We start from the raw sequence: 18,303 nt of genomic DNA, 5'->3' as shown, positions 1-18,303 counted from the left end.
GGACTAGCTTAAACCCTTACCCCAGAGTCAGAGTCAAGGGCGGCATAGCAATCATCAATGTTTTTTTTGTATTGCTTAATCTGACCTTTTTGATTCTCTAATGCTTGGATCTCTTCATCAATCAACGCAATTTTACGCTCCATCCACTTTCCCACCTGTCGCCAGTCTAAGTCATGGTTGCCATCTTTTAACTCAACCAGTTCCGAAAGTTGCACACCGAGCGCTTGTGCCTGTTTAATTAGTTGAATGAATTCCACATCTTGTTGAGTGTAGGCTCGATACTTTCCTTGCCTGTCTACCTTCAATAAACCCATTTCTTCATAAAGTCTGATTGCTCGCTCTGACGCGCCAGTCAACGTCGACACTTTACCGATATACACGTTTCTTCTCCGCTCCAATAGTCGCCCAAGCGTATCCAAATAACGGGCTCAGCTCTAGCATCATTTGTACTCGTTGCGACCCATGTGTAAATCTGACGAAACACTCAATAAAAATCAAAAATCCGCCTCGTTATCGACATAAGTATCCATAGAAAGCTAACATCGCCGCAAATCACTTCTTGTAACACGCTATTTTTGGCGTTTTTGAAATTGGAATTTTCTTTATGGATAAAGATCATAGCCTGCGCGAGAATTTGCTCGCCCTCACGCTTGGTAGCGCTTTAGTGTCTCTTGGCGTTATCTTCTTCAACCAAGTTGGCCTTCTGACAGGCGGTACTGCAGGTTTAGCCCTGTTTATCACCAAAATCACTGCCCTTAGTTTTGGTCAGGTTTTCTTCGCAATTAACCTGCCATTTTATATTCTATCGGTCACTCGAATGGGCTGGCGTTTCACTATCAACACCTTTATTGCCGTGAGCATTGTCTCCTTTGCGGTGGATCATTTACACCATGTCATTCAAATCTCACACATTGAGCCGATTTATGCGGCTTTGATAGGTGGCGGCATGATTGGTATGGGGATGCTGATCATTTTTAGGCACAAGATGAGTTTAGGTGGGTTCAATATACTCGCTCTGTTCTTGCAGGAACGGTTTGGCATTCGAGCGGGTAAAGTTCAGATGGCGCTTGATTGCTCAATCGTCGTGCTGTCACTGTTCGTGGTCGACATTTACCTGATTGGACTCTCCATCTTGGGTGCCATTGCCACTAACCTGATTTTGGCGATGAACCACAAACCAGGGCGCTATCAACCGATTCAAAGCAACGCATAAGCGGGTATCAAGGCAAGACATTCCCGTCTTGCCTTTTTCATTGCATGCTGTCAAATCCACTAAACAGTCACTCGCTATACCACGAATTGAAACTGAGTCATTTGATTTCCCTTTGCATCTTTAGCAACGTCCATTTGTAGCCAATCACGCTCGCTGCCTCCCCACCACTCATTGCCCGTTTCACCTTTTAGATAGAGCTGGGTAGTTAACATTTCATGCTTACCGTGCCATAGTTTTACGTGAATGTGTGGCGGTCTTCCCGTGTACGGAACTGGATACAAGGTTTGGAATTGGCATAGACCATTTGAATCCGTTTCAAGTGCGGCAAAACCCGCAAAACTTGGATCAAAGCGCTCTACTTCTGGTTGCCGAGGGTGTTCATACACGCCTTGCCCATCACACTGCCATATTTCCACACGTATTCCGGACATTGGTTTACCAGTATCATCGACTACACGCGTTGTAAGAGTCATGGGCTCACCGATCAGGCTCGATTCATCGAGGACTAAGCTTTCACGCAATGGAATCGAAGTAACCGGATAGAATGGACCTTCCGCCTGTGATGGCGTTTTCTGTATCCGAGAGTTCGCTAACACCGGCCAAGCAACAAATGCTGAGCACAGCGCTAGAAATTGTCTTCGCTGCATAATTAGACTCTCATGTGGAGGGGTATTTAGATTGTGGTACGCAAAGTACGCCCTTGCTAGTGCAAAATCGAACAAGAAACTACCAAGTAAATCGTCAGACCAGAGTTACCCTACTAATCAAAATGTTTTTCTGTCATTATGAACAGCATTGACGGCCGCCCTTGTAACGATAAGAAGCAGGTTAGTGCCGAGTAAAACATCCCAGTCGAAGGAGTAGATTCAGCGATGACTTACGAAACAAAAACCATGGAAGTACCGGTCGCGATTGCAGACCGAGTACAGGCATTGATCGACGGCCACATCGCCAAAGAAAAGTTTAATGCTGAGCGACGCGAGGTCGTGAATAACCTACTCGCTATGGATGGTCTTAGCTGTGAGATGGCCGTGTACAGCCTACCTCAAGACGAACTGATGAATACCTTGCGCTTTGTGTACGAACTATCAGGTACCAACAGTCGATTTGTCAAAAATATCCTGACTCAAACGCGTGAAAACCCGAACAAGAAACTCTCTGACTCTCAGCGATCTTCAGCGAAAAGCTTGCTGTTTAACCTGCTAAACGACCCATCCGTCGTTTCGGCTATGAAAGAGACGTCTTAAGCAAAAAATCCGCCTCACCAAATCATTCATTCGTGAGGCGGGCTCTCTATAGTAATCGTTGATTCATTGATTAGCCAAACCCTGCGATTCCGGTTGCCAACTCATCATGCTATCGAAGCCACTGCAATCAAACATGGCATCCGAAGCCGATTCAATAAATACCTGCTGCGCCTCTGACACTGGATACTCAAGATAGTCTGAGCATTTGGCACTCTGCCCATTCCCTACTACGACCGTCGAACCAACCTTTAGTGTACATTGCACCAGTTTGTCGAGCGGAGACCATTGATAGCAAATCTCATAGTCCTTCCGATAGTCTGCCGTTTTCCCCGCGGGTTTCGTCAATGCCCACCAGCTTCCAAATTGACTCCCAGGATTAGTACTATTCCAAGCGCGATAGATAGTTACCTCTTCCGTGCTTTGATAGACCGCACCTTGACACAGCCCTCCAGCCAGAGGCTCGCCCATCGCTTTATCTAGCAACTTCGGGTCATCTACTGATTTAAACTTTCCCGCTAGCGGACTTGGCAACAACACAGAGCCTTCACAGGAGGACGCGTTGGCAACTGTCGTCGCGGGCTGTGTTGCACACCCCTGAACCAGTACCATTAGGGCGCTCATGATCAGCCATTTCACAGGTTGATCCCTATATACTCGTTTGAACATAGCTCCCACCTATTTTACTTCTTTGCCCGTCGGCTTTTGATGAGTAAAGTCATAGCGTGTTTCCGACTTAAATATTACTCCCTCTTTTCTAAGCTTTGGATCGCTAGCTTCATCAAACAAAAACACGCCTTGGTCTACTCTTCGGCGCAATTCAACTTCAATGTACAAGGTTTCATTGGGATGTAAGAAGGAGTCGACCACCGAGCTCTCCACCCGATACTCCACGGCGTGATAAAAACTGAACCCCTCGCTAGGACGCGCAATTACACGAAATCCTGTCAGGTTTGTTTTGGCGATCACATCATAATTTACATAGAAAACAATATGGTTCGGGTTAGCGGCGTTCTTCTGTTTGTCTAAAAAGAAGCCCTTTTTGAAACCCTTTGGATCGCGGTCGGGACCTGCCAGAAAAATCACGTCATAGTCTGTAACCGCGTGCCCTTGATCATCTGTGAGCACGAACACTAAGTTGATAAAACGTTTGGTTCGCTGTTGTGTTGTCGCGGTGAGTGTCTCAAGTGATTGCACCCTCGCTTGATAGTCTTGCGCACTATTAACCTTGAGGCACTGAAGGATCTCACTCACTTGCGGTTTGCTTGAAGTGGGACTCAGCACGCTTCGCATGATACCTTTGCTCTTACCCGAGTGACTGGCTTTTGGCACCACGCCTAGTGGTACTGCCTGAGGTCGCTGCACTGCTCCCTCAAGAGAAAGCAAACTCACTGGCAAGTCATCTTCGGCATGTTTCACCTCAGCTCTTTCTTCCGTCTCAACAAACTTTGCGATGGAGTAATTCATATTGGCACCAGATACTCGAACCACGCCATCCGAACCAGGCTCAGTAAGATAACTGTTGATAAAGTCATAGAAAGCCTTATCAATACTCTCCCCAGTCAATACAAACGGATAAAAGCCATTACTCGCTGGTTGATAGGTTAGATAGGCCTTAGCCAGATCTATTTGTGGCTGACTCCCCAGTGATAACCAGTCAAGCACTTGTTGCCCTGGTTCAATATCATTGAACCAGGCCTTAATTCGCCCGACTCGCTGCTTTCCAAGTGCAGCCAATGGTGAGCCATGATTGGCCGGTGCCAACATAACAAGATGGTTTAGAGGGCTTTGAGCGAGCTCCTCACTCCCATAATAACGGTCTAGCCATTCACGCACGACTGGGCCACCCGTTGAGTGAGTGATACATGAAAAAGCCTCAATCCCGTCGCCTTGTGGTATGGTGTCACGCAGCGCACTATCAAATGCTCGTGTGATATCTCCCATGTCTACCGCGTCATCAAAGCTGATATACCGTCCTAGCCATACATGCTTAATATCAACCGTTAAACCATAATCTGCGGCCTGTTTGGCAATCGCTTCCGGTAAAAGCCCATAAGTATTCGTGTCGGTAACACTCCATCCATGTACAAAAATAACGATCATTGTGACCTCCCATTATGAATAATGAGCCAGAGCCTGGATTGAGTTTTGCTCTCTGAGTTGAAATGAGTACCGCTGCAAACGCCTTTACCCTGACGATTAGTATTAAAGCTAGTCGAGGAAAGACTGATAATTTTGAATCAAGATCACATAGTCAACTAATTACATAAATATCGATAGATATGAATTTGAGACGAAATCTGGGGCAAATTGCTGTAGACTACGCCCTCATTTTTTGTAAGGGTATGGTTGTGACAAGAGATCAGTTTGAATTGTTGGCACCGGGTGGTGATGTTGAGTCAATCAAAGCAGCGATCGCAGCGGGTGCAGATGCGGTGTACTGCGGATTGGATCGTTTTAACGCTCGAAACCGTGCAGCGAACTTAACACTCGACAACCTTGCGGGCGTTCTTGAGCTTGCTCATGCTAATCAGTGCCAAGTGTTTCTGACGCTTAATGTACTGATCTTAGAAAGTGAAATTGCCGCTGTAATGCGCTTATTGGCGCAGTTGGTCAACACCGATATTGATGGCGTTATCGTTCAAGATCTTGGTTTAGCGTATTTGGTTAAACGTCACTTCCCAAGCTTAGACGTTCATGCTTCAACGCAGCTCAACACTCACAACACGGGTCAAATCGAGTTTCTCAAACAGATGACGGCCAGCCGCGTTAACCTTTCTCGTGAGCTTAACATTGATGAGATTGCGCATCTCGCTCATTTTGGGCATCAACATGACGTGTTAATGGAAGTGTTCGTTCATGGTTCATACTGCATCGGTTTTTCTGGGCTTTGCTATATCAGCTCGGCGCGTAATGGCGCTTCTGGTAACCGTGGTCGTTGCAGTCAGCCATGCCGTGAGCAATACCAAACCACCAAGCAAGGCTACGACTACCCACTCAACCTGAAAGACAACTCAGCATTTGGCGATCTTCAAGCGCTTGCCGACGCGGGTGTCTATTCACTCAAAGTTGAAGGTCGCATCAAAAAACCGCATTACGTTTATACCGTTGTCGACAACTGGCGCAAGCAAATAGATCGCTTGTGCGAAGGTGAAACGCTTTCAGAAGACACTAGCGAGCTGTACACCGTATTTAACCGCGATTTCTCTAACGGTTTTCTACAAGGTGAATACGGCAAAAGCATGTATATCGACAACCCAAGAGACAACGCGGTTACGCATTTCTCTAAGGTGTATCAATGCACCAGTACCGAGCAAGTACAAGCGGTTAAGCAGCGTCTTTACGACAAAAAAACCGATATCATCCAACATGTTGACGCACAAATTGCTGCCATGGATATTAACGCTGACCGCCCATCAGCGAGCTTGAAAGGCGCGATTGAAGCGCCAGAGTTAGAAAAATTAGCGCAAAACTCAGAGCTAAACCGCCAAAAACCACTATCAGTATTAGTTTCAAGCCCTGAAGATGCCGTTCTCAGTTTGGAAAGCGGTGTTGAGGTCTATTTTCAACTACCAATGGGGCTAAGTGCAGAACTGCCCGCTATAATTTCGCTGTTTGAATCTAACCCTAACCTAAAACCTTGGTTCCCAGCGATTCTCATCGGCGATGATTTTGAAGCGGCTAAAGCCTTCTTAGAAACTATTAAGCCATCACTACTTATTACCAATAACTCAGGTGTCGGTTTCCACGCTCAAACGCTAGGGTTAGATTGGGTAGCAGGGCCACACATGAATAGCACCAACTCGTACACATTGAAGTGTCTTCAAGAGGAGTACTCTGCCTCTGGTACATTCCTATCTAATGAACTGAGTAACAAACAGCTTCGCTACGTTAGAAGACCAAGTGGCATGCGTACGTTCTATAGTGTGTATCATCCGAATACGTTACTGACTAGTCGCCAGTGTCTGTTCCAACAAACGGAAGGCTGCAAGAAAATCAAAGTCAACAAAGGCTGCCTGAGACGCTGCAGCAAGCGTACGTCGATTATCAACCTTAAAGACAACCCTTATGTGGTTCAAAAGCAAAAAGGCTCGCACAACAGTCTCTATAGCGAGCACAATATTTTGAACCTAGAGGTACTGACTGACCATCGCGACCTTATTACCGATGTGTTTATCGACCTAAGAGATATTCAGACAGAAACAAAAGTAGACGGTAACAAACTTGAAGTCATTAACGCGTTCAAAGCACTACTTCTAGATGGCGACCTCAGTATCGTTGGTAACCTTATCCAACACACGAGCAACCAACAATACCAAAAAGGCATTTAGGATAAAGCTCCCCCCTCCTCAAACCTAGCTATTCGAAGCCGCAAGCTTTTTGATTTGCTCAAAGAGCTCTTCGGCTTCAGCGGTTAATTTTGAGTACAGTTTGATATCGCCATTTCTCTGGGCATGCATCGCTTGTTCTAGCAACATGGAATGGCGTTTTTTAAGTTTTCTAGCAGGATCGCGCTTTAAAAATGAGAACATACTGGGCTCCGTGTCGATGCTTTCAATAACTTACGAACACGCATACATATCAGATTAGTTTTTTCGACTATTTACCAGAAAAATCGACGGTATGTCCTTCTTCCTCATCATTAAACCATTCTAAACTTATCACTATGCTCGTACTATGAGTTACTCGTATTGAATGAAGAAAAGCCTTACATAAAGCCATTATTTTCCACAAGACCATTTGTTTGATAAATGTTAACATTCTGATATGCCTCAACTTTCATTGAGGCTCTCTCGGACGTTCCACGAGCAAGGAGATTTCATGCTTAATTCTGTAACGGCGAAAGCAGTGATTGACCACGCCCTATTCTTAGGGGCAGATTTTGCTGAACTATTCGTCGAGCACCATCAGACAAATTCGATCCAAATCGCGTCAGGCGAAGTGGACAAAGTAAACTCAGGCATCGATTTTGGTATCGGGATCCGCCTATTTTTCGGCCACAAAGTACTCTACGGCTACACGAATAGCACGGATGAAAATGAACTGAAGCGAGTTACATCATTGCTCGCTGCAAAAGACAAACGTGAGCAAATAGCTACAGCAGGTGCGCTTAATCTTAATCGCTACCCTATCCAGCATGGTTGTCGTTTACCACTTAGCAAAGACGCCAATCTAGATTCAAAGATCGCATTCTTACTTAAAGCTGATGCAGCTGCACGCGCCGAAAGCGAATACATTACTCAGTTTATTGGTAATGTTTTACAGCGCGAGCAGCAGGTTTCCATCTTCAATTCTGAAGGCCTACATGTTGATGATACGCGCCACTACATTCGTGTGTCTGGTAACACCGTTGCCCAAAAAGGCAATGAGCAATCTTCTGGTTCAGAAGGCCCTGGTGCGCTGCAAGGCTGGGAGTTTAGCGAACAGCTTGATGCTCAGGAACTTGGTCAAACTATTGCCCAGCAAGCATTGATCAAGCTCGGCGCAGATGCATGCCCTTCCGGCGAAATGCCGGTAGTCATTGGTAATGGCTTTGGCGGTGTCATCTTCCACGAGGCGTGTGGTCATCTGCTTGAAACCACATCAGTGGCTAAAAAGGCTTCTGTGTTCCATGACAAAATGGGCGAGATGATTGCTCATACAGCAGTGAGTGCCGTTGATGATGGCACTATGACCAATGAATGGGGCTCTATCCATGTTGACGACGAAGGCATGGCAACTCAACGAACGCAACTCATTAAAGACGGCAAGCTGACCAGCTTTATGGTCGACAAAATGGGCGGAATGAAGACAGGCTTTAAACCAACGGGCTCTGGTCGTCGCCAAAACTACAAGTTTGCGCCCACGTCACGTATGCGTAATACCTTCATTGAGACAGGTGAACATTCTCTCGATGATATGTTAGCCGGTGTTGAACGTGGAATTTATGCTAAGAAAATGGGCGGCGGCTCAGTACAGCCAGGTACAGGTGAATTCAACTTTGCCGTTCGAGAAGCTTACTTGATTGAAAACGGAAAAATCACCAAACCTCTAAAAACTGCAACCCTAATTAGTACTGGGCCAAAGGTGCTTAAGGAAATCAGCATGGTTGGCAAAGACATGGCACTTGCCCCTGGTATGTGTGGTTCCGTAAGTGGTGCTGTCACGACAACGGTAGGTCAGCCTTCGTTAAAAGTAGATAACATTCTTGTGGGAGGTGGTAACTAATGAGCCAAGACAAACAACTTCTTGATGCCGTCGATTACGTCCTTTCTGAAGCCAAGCGCCAAGGTGCTGAAGCTGATGTCATTGTCAATCGTAGCAACAGCTTTTCGCTGAAAGCGAACCAAGGACAACTGGATGAGTACAAAGTGAGCTCAAGCCAGGTTCTTGGGGTTCGCGTAGTCAAAGATGCACGCATTGCCACCAGCTACTCGGAGTCATTAGAGACCGCTAGTCTCGACCTCATGCTGACAAACGCCCTTCAAAGCGCACGTTTTTCTAAGCAAGACGAACATCAAACGATTAGCTGTATCGATAGCAAAATCACCACAGATTTTGCAGAAATTGCTCAGCAAGATACCGCTTCCGTCGATGAGAAGATTGAGCTCTCACTCGCGCTAGAGCAAGGGGTTATTTCCCTACCCCACGCATCAAGCGCACCTTACAACGGTTATGCCGATGGAGAGACTCAGTTTATTCTCGCCAACACACAAGGCACACTCTGCCAGCATTTTGAGCGCTCATTTAGCTGTTACGCTTACACGCTATTTGAGAAAGAAGGCAAGCAATCTATGGCGGGCAAAGTCTCGGTGGGGCGCCGCTTTGATGAGCTGAATCCTAGCTACTGTATCGAGCAAGGCTACAACCTTGCGCGTGACTTACTCGACGGTGCTCCGGTTGCTACTGGTGAGTATTCGGCTATTTTCGATATCAACGCATTAAGCAGCCTATTCGGAGCCTTTAGCAGTGCATTCTCTGGTGTTAGTGCCATGAAAGGCATTACGCCACTTGGCAACAAGATAGGCGAGTCAATTGCGAGTGAGCTGATTACTCTGACAGATATGGCGTATATGCCAAACGGCATGGCAATCGCTAGCTTCGACAGCGAAGGCTTTGCGACTCAAGACAACGTACTAATCTCAGGCGGAAAGCTCAATACGCTATTGCATAATAGCCATACTGCAAGCTATCTAGACGCAGTATCCACTGCCAGTGCAGCACGTGGCGCGAAATCCAGCCTAGACGTTTCCGCCAACCATAAAGTGATCGCCTCTGGCTTAAGCAATGCTAGTGAAGTCAAAGCAGGCGATTATCTGGAGCTTGTTGAACTGCAAGGCGTCCATTCTGGTGCCGACCCAGTCAGCGGTGACTTCTCGTTTGGCGCTAGCGGTTTCTTGTGTCGTGACGGAGTAAGAGTCCAACCGGTACGAGGTATTACGGTTGCGGGTAACTTCTACAAAATGTTGCAAGAAGTGGATGCAGTTGGTGATAGCCAACTGATTAATGACAGCCGAACTTTCTTTGCGCCGGATGTGAGGTTTGCTCGGTTGAGTATTGGTGGTAAGTAGGCAGAAATGACGCCCAGCATTGGATTCAATGCTGGGCTCTATTTTTATGTAAGAATGTTTTATTAAAAACCTCTTTAATATGAATGAATCAATTCAGACAGTTCGCTTCGGATAAATCAGCTTCAGAAGCACCACATTCCGTTTTGTGCGTACCATTCTTATAGTTGATGATACGTTTCCACTTCCCATCGCTGGTATGGCTTGTCATTATTTGACTAGGATCATCACCAAACTCATTCTTGGTTCTATTCCAGAAATCTGCGCCGTGGCTTTCTTCGCTGTAGAAATCCGTGTTAACGGCACTGCGAACTGGAGTAAGATCCGATGCAACTACTGTGTCAGTCACTCCCACAAGATGTGAAAAACCGCTGTCATTTCCAGGCTCATACGTATGCTCTGAGTAGCTGATAAGGTCTTGTCCTAGATAATCTTTGGTCACTAATGCTTGTGTTGTATAGCTATTAGCTAGAACAGTGTTGCTGCAATCACTCCAATCCCCTACATTTCCATAAACGGTGTTTCGAACTCCAGAAGACAGTTGCACCGTGGTTTCCAACCATTCGCTAACAGAACAATCGTACTGGTTTGTGCCTTTACCCATCGAAACCACCTGTTCAATGTTCACCCCATCTCGAACGGTAGTCATCATGGAGCTTTTATCATAAAGACCAATAACAGTTGTTAAGTCATTCGACATCTCATTGGTTTGTGATTCAAAATTACCATTCGACATTTGCACAAACTGATATCGATACCAAGCGTTGTCATAGCTGTTATTTGAACTGTCCCACTTTCCTAAAAAGTACTCTACCCAAGCTAAGTTGGCTTGTGGATATTGACTATGCAACTGGCGAGTATCGGAATAAGATTTCTGTAGACCCGGGACAATGTCTTGCGCGATTTGATGTACTTCATTATTCCCTGAATCTATATAGTCTCCATACAACTCCTCGACGGTAATATTGTAACGGCGAGCAATACGAACTTCTTGCTCTGCCAAACGCTGGGCAATATCCTCTCGCAACTCCTGTTCCTGTAGTATTGATTCACAAGAAAGCTCAGTTGAGACATTTTCATATAGCTCTTTCTCCACTTCATTCCAGACAACAGAAGTCAGAGGTGTTAGGTTATACAAATCTGAATCTGTACTCTGGGCATATTTCGGAGCGATCACCATAGTGTAAGCTTCTTCAATTGGCGTATCTGGGAAATCCGTATCGATAGCACCTTGGGGTACGTCTACCACGATTGGAACATATTTTGAGCACTCGCGATAAACAGGCGGTACTTCTAAATTAAAATCACCTTGTTCCTGTGTGACAACGCGCGGTTCATTGTTATCTAATTGATTGTTGAAATTGACATCCAGATACACAGTCGCACCAATGACATACCCATCAATAACCTTCCCACTGAGGTTTGTAACACTTGCACCACCTTCATTGCCCCCACTATCACTACCTCCACCGCAGCCAACTAACCCAGAGACGAGACCACAAAGCACCAGCTTTCTCATATTCATTTGAATAAACACCTATATCGCTATTATTTTTTTTGAGTAAGTCCATTCCTACCCGGGGGCTAAATATACATAGATCAAACCGCACAATGTGTTGCACCACTCACATAAGCTTAAACTATCAATAATAAACAACGCTTTTCAGACTCACTTAATGCATAACCTAATTGGTATGAAATGCTATTATCTTTAAGGACTATTCAAACAATGATTAGGCGTGTATAAATCAGACTTCCTAGCAAGTTACATTCCTAAATTCGTGTCTTTGCCATAACGAAAATTGAAGAGAGACCAAAATGAGAATCGCGATTACATTATTAACTTTGGCGATAAGCAGTCTCAGCTATGCTAATAGCATCCCTTCTGCCACTTTAAATGCCGAAGCTTCAGATCCGGTTAAGATGAAGTGGATGGTTGGCTTTCCGCCACCAAAAGATAAGCTGATTATGCAGCCAGAATCCGACTTTTTCAGTTTCCCCAAAATGCGTTGGACTGTGTGTCATATTCGCGAATTGATGCCTACCAAGCAGGTCACCCGTGGGATTGGCGCACCCACTCCCTTTACGTATGCCAAAGATGACAATATCGACGCCATTACATTCCAGCCTCTCAACAACGAACGAGAAATGACATGGCAAGAATCGCTATCAGCAAACTATACCGATGGCATTCTTATTCTTCATAAAGGCCAGATCGTTTACGAACGTTACCTAGGCTGCCTAGATGAACTAGGTCAGCATGCTGCTATGTCGATGACCAAATCTCTGACAGGGCTTTTAGCTGAAATTCTGCTTGCTGAAGGTACTCTTGATGAAAACGCAAAAGTTACTTCAATTGTCCCAGAGCTCAAGGATAGCGCTTTTGGAAGTGCCACCGTACGTCAGGTAATGGATATGACTACAGGACTTGATTACAGCGAAGACTACGCCGACCCAAATGCTGATATCTGGATCTACTCTAAGGCAGCGAGTCCGCTTCCAAAACCGCAGGGCTACGATGGTCCAAATGGTTATCTTGAGTACTTACAAACCGTGGGCAAAAGCGGCGCTCATGGTGAAGCTTTTGGCTACAAGACAATCAATACAGATGCACTGGGCTGGATTATCGCAAGAGCGACCGGAAAAAACGTTGCTGAACTATTGTCTGAGCGAATCTGGCAGAAAATTGGAATGGAGCAAGATGGTTATATGACCGTCGACGCCAAAGGCATGCCATTCGCTGGGGGTGGTCTAAGCGCAAGTCTTCGTGATCTTGGCCGCATTGGGTCACTGGTGCTCAATAAAGGCAAGTTTGAGGGGCAATCCCTTTTCCCAAGTGAAGTGATTGAAAACATCATGGCCGGTGGTGATAAAGAGGATTTTGCGAAAGCTGGATACACAACTCTGCCTGGTGGTAGTTATAAGAGTATGTGGTGGATTTTTCACAACGCTAATGGCGCGATAGCTGCACGTGGTGTTCATGGTCAGACAATTTATATAGATCCAACCGCTGAGATGGTGATCGTTCGTTATTCCTCATTCCCAAGTGCCAAAAACAGTAAAATCGACCCTACCTCACTACCTGCCTATCAGGCGGTTGCAGAATACTTGATGAACAAGGATTAAATCAGAGCAACTGGTATGTGCTTTGGAGTAGCTTAACCACGGTGTGCAGTTGTGCTTATAAGCACAATTACACACCGTTTAACCAATACTCGAAGTTACGACGAACAACTATAATGTGTCACCCCACCTACATCGAAAAGCTTCAACGGGCGAAGCTGATAATACTTACCTTCCAACTCTGCCCCTTGCTCGCCATAAGGATCAGCAAACACCTGCTGCAACTCATGAATGAGAGAATATTCTCCCCGCTCCGCTTGCTTATAAGCCGGTACCACTAACCATTCACGCCACGTGTACTTGGGGTTAACCTGTTTCATTTTTGACATAATTTCTTTCTCTGTGTTTGCAGATGGAAGCTTTTCACGCCATTCATTTAGCCAGGCTTGCCACTCGATCATCGTGTCTTCATCAGGTTCGGTGTAAAAGCTTGCAGCAAGCGCAGAGGCATTGTCAGGTAGTTGAGACAGTTCGCGGAAGAAAATCGTGTAGTCAACGTGCGTCATCATCATGAGTTTGAACAGGTTTTGTAGCAAGTCGCTATCAAACTCTTCATAGCCGAGCTTTCTCGACCACATATGTTTGAGTTTGGCTTGCATCACTGTCGAAAATTCATCCTGAATTAGACCAAGTTTTTCTAACGCCGCTTCGTCCTTTACGATAAGGGGCATCAATGCAGAGCAAAAGGACTCGAAGTTTTTCTCTGCGGCCAAAGGCTGATTAAAAAACGAGAAGTGACGGCCGCCGCCAGTCCAAGGCTGGAAGTATGGCTCAAAGCGTTCGCAAAAACCGAACGGCCCAAAATCGAGGGTGAAGCCGCCAACGGCGCAGTTGTCACTATTAAAATTTCCTTGGCAGAAACCAACGCGCATCCAGTGTGTCACTAATGTGGTCAAGCGCTCTCTAAACTCGGTGGCGAGCGTGATTACTTTTTCTGGTAGGGGTAAACTTCGGTCTATCTGCTGTTTATATTCTCGCTCTATCGCGTATTCGACAATATGCTCAAGCTCTTGCATCGCCGTGGAATGGGCTTGACTGCGCGCTCGGCGTGCGAATAACTCAATTTGACCAACACGCAAAAAGGAAGAGGCAACTCGGGTCGTAATGGCAACAGGGCTGGGAACCATAATATCGGGGTTTTCAGAATGCGAACCTTCTCGATACCAAGGGCGGTCAACGGTTTCTGATTGTGAAGCAAATAAACATAACGAGCGCGTCGATGGAATACCAAGCGCGTGCATGAACTCTTGAGCTAGAAACTCGCGCACGCTGGAGCGCAATACGGCTCTGCCGTCAGCGCCACGGCAATATGGCGTCGTGCCGCCGCCCTTGAGCTGCATTTCCCATCGTTTGCCATTCAGTACACCTTCAAAGACGGAGAGTGCACGGCCGTCGCCATAGCCATTTCCTGTTTTGAAAGGGCACTGCTCGTTGTACTCCGTACCATAAATGGAAAGCGCGTAGCCTGTTGCCCAGCCAAACGGGTTTATTGGAGTGGGAACTCCAGACAAATCACCCGAAAACATTTCTGCAAAGTGTTTCTCTTGCGCCAACGCAGGATCAACCCCTAGTTCATCAAATAAGCTTGCACTGTGGCTGATGTAAGCAGGATTTCGGATAGGCGTTGGTTTCACCGGTACATAGTGACCCGAAAACACTTGTCGCGGCCAGTAATCTTCACCACTATCTGTTGCCCCAGGATCCGCATTAAGCGCCTCTAGTAGCGAGTAACTTGCCGTGTTTGCAAACTCATCCATATTGGTTATTGAGTTAAGCGTCTTTGGTGATTTTGGTTCGCTCATCGTCAATCCTACTCCGTGCAATGATGCGTGATTTTGTTGTCATGATACGAAGATAGCTCAATAAAGCCCAATAACCTTATGATATAGTTTGATTCATTTAGATTTACCCTAAACAACCTAAGGGCATTGGCTAAAGGTAGCCAAAATCTTGGGTTCTTCGCATTCGCCTCTCTAAGTATGGATTATTAATGGCTCAAGGAATTCGCTACAAAGTCATTCTTCTCGCGTGTCTCATTATCAGTATCGGTCAGCTCAGTATGGGGCTAGTGCTACCTTCGCTGCCTTGGATAGCGAAAGATTTTGGTATTAGCCTCGATCAAGCGCAACTGCTCGTCGGTATTTATCTACTGGGTTTTGGTCCCTCGCAATTCATTTACGGCCCTATCTCTGATGCTATCGGCAGAAAGAAGGTGCTGCTTGCTGGTCTAGTTATCGCCCTGCTCGGCCTTATCTTGATTATTACTATGAACCATTCGTTTGAAGGCATGGTTTTTGGCCGTTTTCTGCAAGGCGTTGGTACTGGCTGCTGCGCGGTTCTCGCACGAGCCTCAACACGCGATCAGTTTAGTGGGGCTCAGCTCCCTATTGCCCTCTCTTATATCGCGATGGCCGCTTCCATCACGCCGGTCATAGCACCCGTTTTGGGCGGGTTTATTAACTTTCACTTTGGTTGGAACATGGTGTTTGTGTCACTATTTAGCTATGTCGCTCTTGCCTGGGTTGTCATCACCATGCTGTTTAAAGAGACCGTCGCTGAAAAGTCACCGATCCCCTCATTCAAACGTGTCGTGAACCAGTATGACGAGCTTCTGCGCTCTAGCTACTTCATCAGTTTCGCCAGTATCAGTTGGCTCAATTTCAGTCTGATGATCACGGCGGTATCGGTCATGCCGTTTATCATGCAAAACCAAATCGGTATGAACTCAGACGAATATGCATTGTGGGTACTCATTCCAGCGTTCGGTATGATCAGCGGCACGACTATTTGCAATCGCGTTCGCCCTATCATCGGTACTAAGAAGATGCTGTTGTGTACTCCAGCTCTACACATTGCGTCGGCTATTTGGTTGTTCGTTTGCCCGATGGAGCCTTTATATATCATGCTAGGGCAAATGCTGATGATTCTGGGAAATGGCATCGCCCTGCCTTGCGCACAGGCGATGGTAATGCTGCCGTATAAGAAACAAGCTGGCGCCGCGGCAGCGTTATCGGGTGGTGGACAAATGATTGTCTCATCGCTAGTCAGTATGGGGTTGGTTCAGCTCGGCCTAAGTCAGCCTTGGCACCTATCGATTGTGATCACGCTATTTGCATTGGTGACGTTTAGTAATATTGTTCGTGGTTTTCGCGTTGCTCAGCCTCAATAGAGGCTGCGCACAAAACACTATTTAAGGTTTTTGACACTGCCACGTACGACTAGCGAAGGCTCTAGTTGCACGACATCTGCAGCAAGACTGGTTTTTTCAATTTTCGCAAGTAAGGTTTCAACGGCCGCTTTTCCTAAGCGATACTTAGGTTGATGGATCGTAGTGAGAGACGGTGACATGAACTTGGCAATGTGAATGTCATCGTAGCCAATGATCGAAAGATCGTTGGGAACATGTATACCTTTATCATGGGCTACATTGATAGCCCCCATAGCCATCATGTCATTGCAAACAAACAGTGACGTAGGCAGTGCCCCACGGTTGATTAATGTCTCCAGCGATTTTGCGCCACCATCACATTCAAAGTCCGATTCAACAATCCAGTCTGGATTAATCGCAATATGACGTTCACTCAACGCCTTCTTATACCCTTCATAACGCATTAAAGCTTGGTGCCGATTTAAAGGTCCTGTGATACAACCAATCTCTGTGTGCCCGCTTTCAATGAGATGCTTCGTTGCAAGATAGCCACCAAGAAACGAGTTGTCCTGGATCTTGTCGCTTTCAAAATGCATTGGTCCCCAGTCCATCACAACCACAGGAATGGATGGATACTGATCGAAAATATCCAGCTTCTCCCCCTCCAAAGTAGAGCACATCAAAATCAGACCATCGACACGCTTTTGAAGCAAGGTATCGATGGAAGCTTTCATGCGCTCAGTATCACCTTCAGTGTTACAAAGGATAAGGTTGTAGTTTTGATGATAACAACTGCGTTCGACCCCTTTTACTACTTCACCAAAAAACGGGTTGGTCGAGGTAGTCACTAACATTCCAATTGTTCGTGTACGATTCATTTTTAAGCTGCGCGCCAACGCAGAAGGCGCGTAGTTGAGTTCCTTTGCTGCGCTGTTAACGCGCTCAGAAATCTCTTCACTAACGAATCGTGTTTTATTGATGACATGACTCACGGTTGAGGTTGAAACACCCGCAAGTCTTGCTATGTCCTTCATCGTTGCCATTGGGCAAGGGTCTCCACTGCTTCTTCTTATAATTGAGCGCGTTAATTTCTCAACTTAGGCTTGCTGCTCTAAAAACTGTTGTACTTCATCTAGCGTTGGAATGGAAGTCTGAGCACCAAATCGCGTTACAGAGATAGCTGCAGCTGCGTGAGCAAATACCATTGCCTCTTCGATAGACTTTCCTTCAATTAACCCTGTCACTAAAGCGCCGTTAAAGGTATCACCTGCCGCAGTGGTATCGGTTGCTTCTACTTTGAAGCCCGGGATTCGCTCACCACGACCGTTTTGGCTTAGCCATACACCTTTCGAGCCCAAAGTGATCATGACGATTTCAATACCCTTTCGATGTAGAGCGTTCGCTGCTTCTTGCGCAGACTCATCATCGTTGACCGTTATTCCAGTCAGCACTTCTGCCTCGGTTTCATTCGGAGTAATGACATCAACACACCCCAGCAATGAATCAGGAAGCTCTCTAGCCGGCGCTGGATTGAGGACGACGTTAGTTTTTGCCGCCTTAGCAATTTTCGCTGCATATTCGATGCCTTCTATTGGCGTTTCTAATTGCGTTAGCAAGTAGTTCGCACCTTCAATTAGACCTTTGTGTGGCTCTACACGTGCGGTCGTGAGCTTGGCGTTGGCTTCCGCTGAAATACAGATGCTGTTCTCGCCACTATCTACTACTTGAATCATAGCTATACCCGTTGGCGTGCCTGGCTCTAATTGAACACCCGCGATGTTGATACCATCAGCTTTGAATGCTTCGCGAATATTAATACCAAATGCATCATCACCTACACATGCGATAAAACCTGTGTCACCACCCAGTCTTGCAGCGGCAACAGCTTGGTTCGCCCCTTTGCCACCAGGAATGACTTGGTAATTAGCACCATGTAACGTTTCGCCAGGTCGAGGGAAAGAAGGAACTTGCAGAACGTGGTCTGCATTCACACTACCCAGCACAATGAGTTTATTCATACTTTGTTCC

Annotated in this window: 16 protein-coding genes; 7 read left to right on the top strand and 9 right to left on the bottom strand. The window is 46.2% G+C overall.

Annotated elements, in window-relative coordinates; genetic code table 11:
• Positions 1-8: 8 nt before the first annotated feature.
• Positions 9-380: a MerR family transcriptional regulator gene (locus PG915_RS22220; RefSeq protein WP_353499152.1), complete on the bottom strand. Its 372-nt coding sequence runs from the start codon at positions 378-380 to the stop codon at positions 9-11.
• Between the two features lie 224 nt (positions 381-604).
• Here PG915_RS22220 and PG915_RS22215 point away from each other — a divergent pair, with 224 nt between their 5' ends.
• A complete protein-coding gene (locus PG915_RS22215) occupies positions 605-1,213 on the top strand; it encodes a YitT family protein (RefSeq protein ID WP_353499151.1) in 609 nt (202 codons plus the stop codon).
• A gap of 74 nt (positions 1,214-1,287) precedes the next feature.
• On the opposite strand, the gene PG915_RS22210 is transcribed toward PG915_RS22215, so the two are convergent.
• Positions 1,288-1,860 carry a protocatechuate 3,4-dioxygenase gene (locus PG915_RS22210; protein WP_353499150.1) on the bottom strand — a complete coding sequence of 191 codons (573 nt, stop codon included), beginning with the start codon at positions 1,858-1,860 and terminating at the stop codon, positions 1,288-1,290.
• 225 nt (positions 1,861-2,085) lie between these two features.
• Between PG915_RS22210 and PG915_RS22205 the strand changes: the two genes are divergently transcribed.
• On the top strand, positions 2,086-2,460 hold the full coding sequence (locus tag PG915_RS22205; RefSeq protein ID WP_112480284.1) for a hypothetical protein: 375 nt from the start codon (positions 2,086-2,088) through the stop codon (positions 2,458-2,460).
• Positions 2,461-2,523: 63 nt separating this feature from the next.
• Here the strand turns inward: PG915_RS22205 and PG915_RS22200 are convergent, their stop codons facing one another.
• Positions 2,524-3,126 (bottom strand): hypothetical protein, encoded by a 603-nt coding sequence (locus tag PG915_RS22200; protein ID WP_353499149.1) that lies wholly within the window; start codon positions 3,124-3,126, stop codon positions 2,524-2,526.
• A 9-nt stretch (positions 3,127-3,135) separates the two neighbouring features.
• Positions 3,136-4,560, bottom strand: coding sequence for an esterase/lipase family protein (locus PG915_RS22195; RefSeq protein WP_353499148.1), 1,425 nt, complete (start codon positions 4,558-4,560; stop codon positions 3,136-3,138).
• Between the two features lie 248 nt (positions 4,561-4,808).
• On the opposite strand from PG915_RS22195, the gene PG915_RS22190 reads away from it, so the two are divergent.
• A complete protein-coding gene (locus tag PG915_RS22190; protein ID WP_353499147.1) occupies positions 4,809-6,788 on the top strand; it encodes a peptidase U32 family protein in 1,980 nt (659 codons plus the stop codon).
• A 24-nt stretch (positions 6,789-6,812) separates the two neighbouring features.
• Here the strand turns inward: PG915_RS22190 and PG915_RS22185 are convergent, their stop codons facing one another.
• Positions 6,813-6,989, bottom strand: a complete 177-nt coding sequence (locus PG915_RS22185) for a DUF6435 family protein (RefSeq protein WP_353499146.1) — start codon at positions 6,987-6,989, stop codon at positions 6,813-6,815.
• Positions 6,990-7,278: 289 nt separating this feature from the next.
• On the opposite strand from PG915_RS22185, the gene PG915_RS22180 reads away from it, so the two are divergent.
• Complete coding sequence (locus PG915_RS22180) at positions 7,279-8,664, top strand: TldD/PmbA family protein (protein ID WP_353499145.1); 1,386 nt, start codon at positions 7,279-7,281, stop codon at positions 8,662-8,664.
• Complete coding sequence (locus tag PG915_RS22175) at positions 8,664-10,007, top strand: TldD/PmbA family protein (RefSeq protein WP_353499144.1); 1,344 nt, start codon at positions 8,664-8,666, stop codon at positions 10,005-10,007. The genes PG915_RS22180 and PG915_RS22175 overlap by 1 nt, the downstream gene beginning before the upstream one ends.
• A gap of 88 nt (positions 10,008-10,095) precedes the next feature.
• Here PG915_RS22175 and PG915_RS22170 read toward each other — a convergent pair whose 3' ends face one another.
• On the bottom strand, positions 10,096-11,529 hold the full coding sequence (locus tag PG915_RS22170) for a hypothetical protein (RefSeq protein ID WP_353499143.1): 1,434 nt from the start codon (positions 11,527-11,529) through the stop codon (positions 10,096-10,098).
• Positions 11,530-11,822: 293 nt separating this feature from the next.
• Between PG915_RS22170 and PG915_RS22165 the strand changes: the two genes are divergently transcribed.
• Positions 11,823-13,130, top strand: a complete 1,308-nt coding sequence (locus PG915_RS22165; protein ID WP_353499142.1) for a serine hydrolase domain-containing protein — start codon at positions 11,823-11,825, stop codon at positions 13,128-13,130.
• A gap of 95 nt (positions 13,131-13,225) precedes the next feature.
• Here PG915_RS22165 and PG915_RS22160 read toward each other — a convergent pair whose 3' ends face one another.
• Entirely contained in the window at positions 13,226-14,929 is a 1,704-nt protein-coding gene (locus PG915_RS22160; RefSeq protein ID WP_353499141.1) for a protein adenylyltransferase SelO, read from the bottom strand.
• A gap of 188 nt (positions 14,930-15,117) precedes the next feature.
• Here PG915_RS22160 and PG915_RS22155 point away from each other — a divergent pair, with 188 nt between their 5' ends.
• Entirely contained in the window at positions 15,118-16,296 is a 1,179-nt protein-coding gene (locus PG915_RS22155) for a multidrug effflux MFS transporter (protein ID WP_353499140.1), read from the top strand.
• Between the two features lie 17 nt (positions 16,297-16,313).
• Here PG915_RS22155 and PG915_RS22150 read toward each other — a convergent pair whose 3' ends face one another.
• The gene (locus tag PG915_RS22150; RefSeq protein WP_353499139.1) at positions 16,314-17,318 is read right to left on the bottom strand and encodes a substrate-binding domain-containing protein; all 1,005 of its coding nucleotides are present in this window, start codon (positions 17,316-17,318) and stop codon (positions 16,314-16,316) included.
• A 54-nt stretch (positions 17,319-17,372) separates the two neighbouring features.
• Positions 17,373-18,293: a ribokinase gene (gene rbsK, locus PG915_RS22145; RefSeq protein WP_353499138.1), complete on the bottom strand. Its 921-nt coding sequence runs from the start codon at positions 18,291-18,293 to the stop codon at positions 17,373-17,375.
• Positions 18,294-18,303: the final 10 nt, after the last annotated feature.

The organism is Vibrio sp. CB1-14, from assembly GCF_040412085.2.
In the GTDB taxonomy this organism is placed as follows: domain Bacteria; phylum Pseudomonadota; class Gammaproteobacteria; order Enterobacterales; family Vibrionaceae; genus Vibrio; species Vibrio chaetopteri.
The sequence above is the reverse complement of the archived record's forward strand: the minus strand, read 5'-3'. Positions and strand labels throughout refer to the sequence as shown.